Origin of the sequence: Leifsonia sp. NPDC077715, assembly GCF_040686855.1 — a bacterium.
Classification (GTDB): domain Bacteria; phylum Actinomycetota; class Actinomycetes; order Actinomycetales; family Microbacteriaceae; genus Leifsonia.
Genome location: NZ_JBFBOG010000001.1, coordinates 1,366,022 through 1,377,087 on the forward strand (window position 1 = coordinate 1,366,022; position 11,066 = coordinate 1,377,087).

Consider the following 11,066-nt stretch of genomic DNA (forward strand, 5'->3'; position numbering starts at 1 on the left):
ATGGGATCGTTTCCACCCAGTCGCCTCAGGCAGTGGAGAACCGCCCGGGAGCCTGTTTCAGAGTGCGCGCGGGGCGGCCGTCGAGCCGCGCGGGAGCACCTGCGCCTCGAGCACCGTCGTCTGCGGCTCGGCAGCCGGATCCTTCAGCCGCTCCAGCAGGCGGTCGAGTGCGGTCTCCCCCAGGGACACCGCATCCTGCGCGACGGCCGTGATGCCGGGGCTGACCATGCTCATCCACTCGGAGTCGTCGAACGACACCACGCTGACGTCTTCCGGGATGCGCAGCCCGAGGTCGTTGGTGGCACGCCAGACGCCCTCCGCGAGCAGGTTGTTGGCGGCGAAGATCGCGGTCGGGTGGTCGCGGCGGGCGAGGATGTCGATGGCCGACTTGCGGGCGCCGTCCGCGTCCCAGCCCGTCGAGATGACGAGGGACGGGTCGGCCTCGATGCCGGAACCCTCCAGCGAGCTGCGGTAGCCCGCGGCGCGCTCGCCACCGGTGGTCCACGTCGTCTCGTCGATGAAGAGGGCGATGCGGCGGTGGCCGAGGTCGATGAGGTGGTCCGTCATCCGCTTGGCCACGCCCGCGTTGTCGATGATGACGGCGTCGCAGCGCCCGGCCGAGAACTGACGGTCGGCCTCGATGACGGGGATGTGCTGGCGCACGAGGTAGTCGGAGACATCGCCGGAGAGGGGAGTGACGATCACGCCGGCGACGCGGGTGGCGACGAAGGCGCGCGCCGCATCCATCTCGGCCTCGGTCGAGCCCTGATCGTCGACGAGCATCATCGTGTAGCCCTCGCGGCGGGCGCGGGCGGCGATGCCGGCGGCGAGATCCGCGTAGAAGGCGTTGCGCAGGTCGGAGACCAGGACGCCGATCGTGCGGCTGTCCTGCTTGCGGAGGCTACGGGCCATGGCGTGCGGCACGTAGCCGAGGGATTCCGCGGCGGCGAGCACGCGCTCCCTCACTCCTGCGGCGACGTATCCCTCACCGCTCAGGGCGCGTGACGTCGTCGACTGCGACACCCCCGCCGCCAGGGCGACGTCCTTCAGCGTCGCGCGGCGTGGAGCCCCCTCCGCATCGTTCCCGATCATCGCACCTCTCCCCCGGGCGCCGGAGCGCCGGACGCCCGGCGAAGTCCACCATAACGGTCGAGGCGTCGTCCCGGCGCGCCGGAGGCCCGGTGACGCTGCCCCCTTCCGGGTGTACCGTGCGCCGCAACAGGCAGAACCCCCGCCGGCACGCCCGCTGCCAGTGACCGGTCCGCATCGCGAGAGGCCGCCGCCCGGGAAAGCCCTGGGCGCGGTTGCACCGTCCGCTCACGAGGACTTATAGTCGCTGCTATGTGGTAACGATGCCACACCGCGCCGACGGTGGCGGGGGACGGATCGAAAGGGTGGCGATGAGGATCACCGAGCTCGATGACGCGACACGGGGAGGCCGCTGATGGCCGTCCTCACTGACGCGTCTGGCGGCAAGACCCGCACGGGTGGCCGCAAGCCGGAGAAGCGGGCCAAGAAGTACAACAAGCGCGAGGCGATCGCGGGCTACCTCTTCATCAGCCCGTGGATCATCGGGTTCCTGGTGTTCACGCTCGGCGCGATGCTGTACAGCCTCTTCATCTCGTTCAGCAACTACAACCTGGCGACGAACAGCGCGAGCCCCGCCGGCGTCGACAACTACGCCGAGCTGTTCAACGACCCGAAGGTCGCGCTCTCGCTGGGCAACACGCTCTTCTACGCGGTGATGGCCGTGCCGCTGGAGATCATCTTCGCGCTCCTCCTGGCCCTCCTGCTCAACTGGGTGGGGCGCGGGGCCGGTGTGTTCCGCACCCTGTACTACCTGCCGAAGATGACCCCGGCGGTCGCCACCGCCTCCATCTTCCTGCTGCTGCTGAACGGCAACACGGGCGCGATCAACCGCTTCCTCGCTTTGTTCGGCATCGAGGGCCCCCAGTGGCTCATCGATCCCAACTGGGTCAAGCCGTCGATCGTACTGATGACCCTGTGGGGCGTCAGCGGCACGATGGTGATCTTCCTGGCCGCGCTCAAGAACGTTCCGCAGGACCTCTACGAGGTGGCCTCGCTGGATGGAGCGGGCGCCTTCCGCAAGTTCTTCACCATCACCATCCCGATGATCTCCCCGGCGATCTTCTTCAACGTGGTCGTTCTCACGATCGCGGCGTTGCAGGTGTTCGACCAGGCCTATCTGCTGTTCTGGCGAGATCAGACGAACGCGTCGCCCGACTCATCCCTGTTCTACGGCGTCTATCTGTTCCAGCAGGCCTTCCGCCAGTTCAACTTCGGCTTCGCCGCGGCGATGGCGTGGCTGCTGTTCGTGATCATCCTGCTGATCACCCTGGTCCAGGTGAAGGTCAGCAACCGCCTCGTCTATTACGAAGGAGACAAGTGATGTCGTCCGCGACCCAGTCCGCACCGGCCGCGGCACCGCTCGCCTCCGAGCTGCAGAACGCGCAGGCCCAGACCGGCAAGACGTCCAACAAGGGCGACAAGCCCACCGGCAGCCGCTGGTACAAGCCCAAGTCGATCATCGCGAAGACCCTGCTGTGGATCGTCGCGATCGGCTTCGCACTGCTGTTCCTCTACCCCTTCGCCTGGCTGCTCGCGGCGAGCCTCAAGCCGCGGCAGGAGGTGTTCGACAACTCGCTGTGGCCCAAGACCTTCACACCGCAGAACTACGTCGAGGTGTGGAACCAGCTGCCGCTGCTGTCGTGGATCGGCAACAGCGTCGTCATCGCGATCCTGGCCGCGGGCCTGGTGGCGATCTCGAGCTCGATCGTCGCGTTCGGCTTCGCCTACTTCAAGTTCCCGGGGCGGACGCTGCTGTTCGGCCTGGTGCTGGCGACGATGATGCTGCCCGGTGCCGTCACGATGGTCCCCCAGTACCTCATCTGGAAGAACCTCGGGCTGATCGGCACGTGGATCCCGCTGTTCGGCATGAACCTGTTCGGCTCGGCGTTCTACATCTTCTTGCAGCGGCAGTTCTTCATGGGGCTCCCGCGTGAGCTGTTCGAGGCCGCGCGCCTCGACGGAGCCAGCTACTGGAGGCTGTTCACCCGGATCGCGATGCCGCTCAGCATCCCGTCGTTCATCATCATCTTCCTGTTCGAGTTCCAGGCCAGCTGGAACAACCTGCAGGCGGCGCTGATCTACCTGAACGCGGGAGGCGTCGAGGGCTTCACCGTGCCGCTCGGCATCTCGTACGCGATGACCACGTTCAGCCCGACCAACGGCGGGCACGGCGACTACCAGTTCGTGATGGTGGCGGCTCTCATCGTGACGCTGCCGATGCTGCTGCTGTTCGGCTTCGGCCAGCGGTACTTCATCGAGGGAGTGGCGACGCAGGGCCGCAAGGGCTGAATCCCATCCCGTTCGCCGGGCGCGTTGGACATGGTCCATCGCGCCCGGTAACGTTTAACCCCCCTAGCGACGATTTCCGGATCGAGCCGGCGGGTGGGAGGACCACCTGTTCCGGATTCGAAAGGCCCACGTCGTGACCTCCACTCCCTCTCCGTCGTTGTTCGCATCCCGCGACTTCCGGCTGCTGTTAGCCGGCCAGACGACTAGTCAGCTCGGCGCGCAGATCGCCGGTGTCGCCCTGCCGCTCCTCGCGGTGGTGACCCTGCACGCGACCCCGTTCGAGGTCGGGATGCTCGGTGCAGCCTCCACGATCGCGTTCGCCCTGCTGGGGCTGCCCGCCGGCGCGTGGATCGACCGCGTGCGCCGGCGACCCGTTCTCGTCGCGAGCGACGTGGTCCGCGCCCTGCTGCTGGCGACCATCCCCCTCGCGGCGCTGCTCGGGGTGCTGTCGATGTGGCAGCTGCTCCTCGTCTCGCTGCTGACCGGGGTGGCGCGAGTGTTCTTCGATGTCGGCTACCGCAGCTACCTGCCGGCGGTGATCGGGCGGGACAAGGTGCTCGCGGGCAACTCCTCGCTCGAGTTCGTGCGCGCCTCCGGTCAGGTCGCGGGTCCGGCGCTCGGCGGTGTGCTGGTGTCGCTGATCGGCGCGGCGGCGGTGCTGCTGGTGCAGGCAGGTACCTTCGCGGTGTCGGCGCTGTGCCTGATGGGCATCCGGGCGCGGGAGGAGGCTCCGGCTCCCGCTGCCGGATCCCGCCGCATGCGGGTCGAGATCGCCGAAGGGCTCGCCTTCGTGTTCCGCACGCGCGTGCTGCGGGCGACCGCAGTGGCGAGTGCGCTGAGCAACTTCTCGTTCGCGATCGCCTCAGCAGTCAACATGGTCTTCCTGTCGCGGACCCTCGACCTCTCGCCTGCCCTGATCGGCATCGTCATCGCGGTCGGGTCGGTCACCGTGATGGTCGGCGCGGCGTTCACGACCCGCCTGTCGCGCGCGGTGGGCTCGGTGCGCATCGTGTGGCTGTCGCTGGCCGTGACGGCGCCCCTCTCCCTGCTGGGAGCCTTCGCGCAGCCGGGATGGTGGACGCTGCTGATCGTCCTCGGCATCGCGGCGGGCGAGTTCGGCCAGATCGTGTACGCGATCACGCAGGTGAGCGTGCGGCAGCAGGTGTGCCCCGACCGCATCCTGGGCCGCGTGAATGCGACGATGCAGGTGGTCGTGATGGGGCTGTTCCCGGTCGGAGCGCTCATCGGCGGCATCCTGGGCGACGTCATCGGTGCGCGCTGGACGCTGATCGTGGCCGGCGCGCTGCTGCTCGCGTGCCCCGTGGTGCTCTGGGCGGCGCTCCGTGGCGTCCGCGAGGTCTCCGACCTCCCCGAGGCCGTCGCCGCACCCGCGTGAAGTGCACGTAATCGCGGAGCCCGACGGCGTGTCGACCGCAACTACCTGCACCTCGACGACCGGCGACCACCACCCGAGTGGTGAGTGGATGCGGCCATCCGTGGCGAGTGGCGACATCTGCTCACCATTCGACCGGGGCCACGGGCGGAGGGCGGCCGCGTAGAAGGGCGAAGTGCACGTAGGTGCGGTGCCTGCCGGCGTGTCGACCGCAACTACCTGCACCTCGACGACCCGCGACCACCACCCGAGTGGTGAGCGGATGCGGCCATCCGTGTCGAGTGGCGACATCTGCTCACCACTGGACTTCACGCTCGGCACGCGGAAGGGGCGGCCTCCGGAAGGAGGCCGCCCCTGGGGAGAGCGGGTTACTTGCTGCTCTTGGTGGACTGGTCGTAGGCCTTCATGGCCGCCGTCTGCGCGTCCTTCAGGGCCTGGCTGGCCGACGCCTGACCCAGGAGGTACTTCTGGATCGCGTTCTGCAGCTCGGTCTGGATCTGCTGGCCGGCGGGCGAGGCACCGAACGACTTGCCGTTGCCGACGACGTCGTAGTAGGTCGAGATGGCCTTGTCGAAGCCCTCGTTGCCGGACGGCTTCACGTACTTCTCACGGAGCGTCTTGTCGGCCTCCGGCGAACCGGTGAAGAGGCCGGTGTTGATCGCACCGGGGGTCTTCTCGATCGTCTTGGCGCGGGCCGCACCCGCAGCCTCCCAGGCGCCCTCGCTGGTCAGCGCGAGAGCCCAGGCGCACGCGGCGTCCTTGTTCTTGGCGCCGGTCGGGATGACGAACGACGTGCCCGAGGCGACGGTGAACGGCTGGCCGCTGCTGTCCTTGAACGGAACGGCGCCGATCTCCACCTTGTCGACGAACGGGGTCAGCACGTTGACGTACCACTGGGCGTTGACCTCAGCGCCGACCTGGTCCTTCACGTACTGGTTGTTCTCGCCGAAGAAGTCGAAGGAGTCGGTGAAGCTCTTCATCTTCGCGTAGCCGCCCTGAGCGTCCGCGATCTGCTTCAGGACCTCCAGGCCCTTCTCGTTCTTCGGGTCGTCGAGCGTCGGCTTGCCGTCGGAGCCGATGACCTGGCCGCCATTGGCGAGGAGCCACAGACCGGCCTGGCCGGAGGCCTGCGGGTCGAAGCCGAGGACGCTCGGGTTGCCGCCCGAGGCCTTGTACATCTTCTTGATGGCGGCGACGAGCTGGTCCGGCTTGGACGTGTCGATGTCGGCGTCGGTGACCCCGGCCGCCTTCATGACGCGCTCGTTGGTGATGATCGCCGGCGGCTGGTAGAACTGCGGCACCGCGTAGATCTTGCTCTTGTAGGTGATGTCGTCGACGACCGAGCCGTAGTACTGCTTCTGCGGGTCGACGCTGTGCACCGAGTAGCACTGGTCGAGCGGCTGGATGAGGCCCTGCGCCGCGTACGTCGCGACGAACTGGCGGTCCATCTGCACGACGTCCGGCACATTGCCGCCGGCGACGCGGGTGGTGAACTTCTGCGCGTCGAACGGGGTCTGGTCGATCTTGATCGTGACGCCCTTGAGCTGGTCCTTGGCGTAGTCGATGCGGGAGGTGCCGACCTCGTCCGCGTTGTCGAAGCCCCAGGCGTTCAGGCTGCCCTTGGCGTCCTTGGAGAAGTCCCCGCCGGAGGAGCTGCCGCCGCTGGAGCTGCACCCCGCGAGGAGCGCCACCGACGCGGTGATTGCCATCGCGGCGAGGGCGGTGTGCCTCTTGTTCATCTGATTTCCCTTCAGTGGTGTCGCAGCGGGCGTCCTCGCCCGAGCGAAGAGGTACGGGATTCCCTACCGCCGGGGTCTGATGGCGACAGTATGGAAACCTTCCCACATCGCACGCTAATGCAGCGGTGCAGTTCTTCACAAGGGGACCGGGCACGCGGGGCCGATTTTCGTTACTTGATCGTTTCTTACGCTCAGGCGAAACGGTTGTGAACCCCTGCGGTCAATATGGCAACGATGCCACATCCGGCTCCCCGGAAGGCCGTCTTCATGGGGCGGCGATCGGCCACCAACCAGGTCTCGAACCTGGGAGACCCCTCACAAGGGGGACATATCGGCAACCGATCTCAGCCGGGCTCCGGATGACTGTGCGTGGCAGGCGTTTCCCTCCCCTCCCACTGACGGATGCGGCGCGCCGGATGCGACAAGGGGCGCCGCGGCGCGCCGCATCCTGATCCCCTCGCGCCGCCCGTACGCAGCGGCCCAGCAGGCATATCTGCGAAGTAAACGCTTATGAAAACGCAAACACCTTTTGCCGAACTAAGCGGTGGCCGTTTAATACTGGCAGCGTTTGTTATTGCCTTGTCGAACTTTATGGTTGTGCTCGATACGACCATTGCCAATGTATCTGTACCGCACATTACCGGTAACCTTGCCGTTTCAAGTACACAAGGGACATGGGTTGTTACGTCGTATGCAGTTGCAGAAGCGATTTGTGTACCTTTAACAGGTTGGCTTGCAGGTCGCTTTGGAACCGTTCGGGTTTTTATTTTTGGTCTGATTGGTTTTACCATTTTTTCTTTCTTGTGCGGCCTAGCAAACTCGTTAGGGATGCTGGTGTTTTTCCGTATTGGACAAGGTCTATGCGGTGGCCCGCTTATGCCACTCAGTCAAACCTTGCTCATGCGTATTTTCCCTCAAGAAAAGCATGCACAGGCGATGGGCCTATGGGCAATGACTACCGTCGTTGGACCAATCTTAGGGCCAATTTTGGGTGGTCTGATTAGTGACAACCTGTCTTGGCACTGGATTTTCTTTATTAACATACCAGTCGGGATTATTTGTGTTTTAGCGGCAATCCGTTTGCTTAAACCAGCCGAAACAGAAACCATTTCTTTACGAATCGACACGGTCGGTTTAGGTCTGTTAATTTTGTGGATTGGTGCGCTACAGCTCATGCTCGATTTGGGGCACGAACGCGACTGGTTTAACAGCACCAGCATTATCGTTTTAGCTTTAACTGCCGCCATTGGCTTTGTAGTGTTCCTCATATGGGAGCTGACCGATAAACACCCCGTCGTAGACGTGAAAGTCTTTAGGCATAGGGGCTTTGCCATATCGGTGCTGGCTTTGTCGCTCGGCTTCGGCGCATTCTTTGGCAGTATTGTACTGATTCCGCAGTGGCTGCAAATGAACCTTTCCTACACCGCGACGTGGGCCGGATATTTAACTGCAACCATGGGCTTTGGTAGTCTGACCATGTCACCGATTGTGGCAAAGCTCTCGACCAAACATGACCCAAGAGCACTAGCGAGTTTCGGTTTAATTTTGCTGGGTGGTGTGACCTTAATGCGGGCATTCTGGACCACAGATGCCGACTTTATGGCGTTGGCTTGGCCGCAAATCTTGCAAGGTTTTGCTGTACCGTTCTTTTTTATTCCACTGTCAAATATTGCCCTCGGTTCAGTACTCCAGCAAGAGATTGCATCTGCTGCGGGCCTTATGAACTTTTTAAGAACTATGGCAGGGGCGATTGGTGCTTCAATTGCGGTGACCGTGTGGGATGACCATGCCAAAGTTGCCCGTAGTGAAATGGTGTCAAACCTACATACGACTGAAGTACAAAACACACTTTTGCAAAATGGGTTTACGGCTGATTCGACGCTCGGAATTATTTCAAATCTAGTCGATAAAGAAGCCATTACCATGTCGGCAAATCATGTGTTTTTGCTGTTTGCGATTGTGTTTGTCTTTGCAGGGCTGGTCATTTGGCTGTGTCCAAAACCCAAGCAGGTCAGCGGCATGCCTTCTCACTAAACACAAAAAAGCATCTCTTTGGAGATGCTTTTTTTAGGCCAACTACAAAATGAGTGAGTTTATAAATGGGAAATTTTGCCTGTATTTAAAGAAATAAAGCATGCCAGAATTGGGCAAATCAGTTATAAAAGAGTGTGATAACAAACAAGGAGACATCGCACAGAGCACAAAATAAACACCCTCAATCATTTAATATTATTAAAACTTTATTTTTATCAAAGATTAAAAAACTGAAGACCTGAAAACAAAGAAGCTTGCATGGCAATTGCATGGATAGGCAGGCGTATATATTGGAGTTATCACGTGAATAAAAGATATTCATTTTTGTTCAGTAGTTTATTAGCAGTCGGTTTATTACAAGGATGTGGAGATGATTCTTCAGATCAGCCCAAGGATGATTCAAATACAACCCCGCCCAATTTAATTGTTGATAATGACCCGACCAGTTGTAGCAAACTGGCACAAGACGGTTCAAGCGTGGTGGTCGGTTCAAATCAAAATGGTGACCCAGCAGCGCCTGAAGGTGCGTCGGGTTATAGACTCGGTAACACGGTTAAATACGCAGATAAATATATGGTGGTAGCAAACACGCCACTTGCGGTAAAAGCGGGCTGTGATGTTTTAAGAGCAGGCGGTAGTGCAGTCGATGCTGCCGTTGCGGTACAAGCGGTGCTGGGTTTAGTCGAGCCTCAATCGAGCACCATTGCTGGCAGTGGTTTTATGATGTATTACGATGCCAAAACCAAAAAAGTCACGGCTTATGATGGTCGTGAAACCGCACCAGCCGCAGCCAACGAATATTATTTAATTCGCCAAGATATATATGACCCAAATTCACCTGCACCAGTACCAAGTGCCCGCCGTAGTGGTCGCTCGATTGGTGTGCCGGGTGTGATGCGTTTGCTTGAACAAGCACAACAAGAACATGGCAAGCTTAAGTGGAACCAGCTTTTTGGTGAAGCAATTGGTTTGGCTGACAATGGGTTCCGTATTCCGGGGCGTTTGGCAGATGCAATTGCAAGTAATGCAAACAGCTTAGCGCTTGATGCAAATGCAATGGCAACCTATTTTCATTCAGATGGTTCACCACGTAAAGTTGGTGAAACTATGACCAATAAAGCCTATGCAAAAACCCTAGAAGCACTTGCCACGCAAGGCGCAAATGCATTACACACTGGGCCGATTGCGCAAGCCATTGTGGCAAAAGCAGGACAGACGTTAGGGGATGACCCAGCAAAAACTCCAATTACTCCAAGCTTAATGACCTTACAGGATTTATCGAACTATCAGGTTAAAAAACGCGACCCGATTTGTACGACGTATCGTGACCGTTACTATGTTTGTACCATGCCACCTCCATCTTCGGGAGGGATTGCAGTTGCACAGACGCTAGGTATTTTAGAAAACTTTGATATGTCGCTGTACCCACCTAAAAACCCTGAAAATGAAGGTGGTGTGCCGGATGTGATGGGTGTGCATTTAGTGTCTGAAGCCGAACGTTTGGCCTACGCTGACCGTGACAAATATGTGGCAGATACCGATTTTGTTCGTTTGCCAGCCCAGGGTATTCCAAGTTTTATTGATAAAAATTACTTGAAACAACGTGCAGCACTGATTAACCCGAACCAAAGTATGGGCGTTGCACCAGCAGGTAATTTCAATACAGCTTCGGGTGTGGACACCACTGTTGAACATGGCACAACTCAGTTCACGATTGTAGATGCCTATGGCAATGTGGTTTCAATGACATCGACTGTTGAATCGAGCATGGGTTCATTCCACATGGTAGATGGTTTCTTGTTGTCAAATCAGTTAACTGACTTTAGCGCAAACCCTTATGACAGCACTGGGGCACTGGTTGCCAACCGTGTAGAAAGCGGCAAACGCCCACGTAGTACTATGGCGCCAACTTTGGTGTTTAAAGGCACCACGCCAGATGAGTTTTATATGGCAACAGGTTCACCAGGTGGAGGTACGATCATTCAATATGTAGTTAAAACATTGGTGGGTGCATTGGACTGGAACTTAAATGCACAGCAGGCCACTTCGCTTGTAAACTTTGGCGCAACCAATAGCAAAAACACCAATGTGGATAGCTCGAATGTACAGCTTTCTTTAGTTGACCTGATTGAAGGCTTAAAAGCAAAAGGGCATGGCATTTCTAACACTGCACAAACCAGCGGTATTTCAACGATTATGAAAGTAAATATTAATAATCAAAGTAAATACGCAGGTGGGGTAGACCCACGCCGTGAAGGAATTGTGTTAGGCAATGGTGCTTTATAGAGCAAGCTAAAAAAGCTGTCATTTTTGGCAGCTTTTTTATGAGGGCCTTGAAAAAAACAAAAGGCTCTCCATTATGTAAATATGTTCATCAGTAGCAGACTGTTGATAAATTGCACAGCATTTTATTTTAGTTATGCTATGATGTTCAGACATTCATGGGGATGTGATTGTCTTCGACGGCTGTGATGAAACTCATAGATGCATGCCGAGAGCGCATTTTCTCTCGTAAATAAAAA

7 protein-coding genes are annotated in these 11,066 nt (G+C 59.2%); 5 read left to right on the forward strand and 2 right to left on the reverse strand.

The genetic code is table 11. From position 1 onward, the window contains the following. Nucleotides 1-57: 57 nt before the first annotated feature. Nucleotides 58-1,092, reverse strand: a complete 1,035-nt coding sequence (locus AB0P25_RS06810) for a LacI family DNA-binding transcriptional regulator (RefSeq protein ID WP_363806191.1) — start codon at nucleotides 1,090-1,092, stop codon at nucleotides 58-60. A 352-nt stretch (nucleotides 1,093-1,444) separates the two neighbouring features. Between AB0P25_RS06810 and AB0P25_RS06815 the strand changes: the two genes are divergently transcribed. The 3 genes from AB0P25_RS06815 (at nucleotide 1,445) to AB0P25_RS06825 (ending at nucleotide 4,774) form a co-directional block, all read left to right on the forward strand. Beyond that, complete coding sequence (locus tag AB0P25_RS06815; protein WP_363806193.1) at nucleotides 1,445-2,410, forward strand: sugar ABC transporter permease; 966 nt, start codon at nucleotides 1,445-1,447, stop codon at nucleotides 2,408-2,410. Beyond that, on the forward strand, nucleotides 2,410-3,378 hold the full coding sequence (locus AB0P25_RS06820) for a carbohydrate ABC transporter permease (RefSeq protein WP_363806195.1): 969 nt from the start codon (nucleotides 2,410-2,412) through the stop codon (nucleotides 3,376-3,378). Before AB0P25_RS06815 ends, AB0P25_RS06820 begins: the two co-directional genes overlap by 1 nt. A 133-nt stretch (nucleotides 3,379-3,511) precedes the next feature. Further along, nucleotides 3,512-4,774 (forward strand): MFS transporter, encoded by a 1,263-nt coding sequence (locus tag AB0P25_RS06825; RefSeq protein WP_363806197.1) that lies wholly within the window; start codon nucleotides 3,512-3,514, stop codon nucleotides 4,772-4,774. A 365-nt stretch (nucleotides 4,775-5,139) separates the two neighbouring features. On the opposite strand, the gene AB0P25_RS06830 is transcribed toward AB0P25_RS06825, so the two are convergent. Then, nucleotides 5,140-6,510 carry an extracellular solute-binding protein gene (locus AB0P25_RS06830; protein ID WP_363806198.1) on the reverse strand — a complete coding sequence of 457 codons (1,371 nt, stop codon included), beginning with the start codon at nucleotides 6,508-6,510 and terminating at the stop codon, nucleotides 5,140-5,142. Between the two features lie 510 nt (nucleotides 6,511-7,020). Between AB0P25_RS06830 and AB0P25_RS06835 the strand changes: the two genes are divergently transcribed. Further along, nucleotides 7,021-8,544 (forward strand): DHA2 family efflux MFS transporter permease subunit, encoded by a 1,524-nt coding sequence (locus tag AB0P25_RS06835; protein WP_032055139.1) that lies wholly within the window; start codon nucleotides 7,021-7,023, stop codon nucleotides 8,542-8,544. A 258-nt stretch (nucleotides 8,545-8,802) separates the two neighbouring features. Continuing rightward, complete coding sequence (gene ggt, locus AB0P25_RS06840; protein WP_363806200.1) at nucleotides 8,803-10,830, forward strand: gamma-glutamyltransferase; 2,028 nt, start codon at nucleotides 8,803-8,805, stop codon at nucleotides 10,828-10,830. Nucleotides 10,831-11,066: the final 236 nt, after the last annotated feature.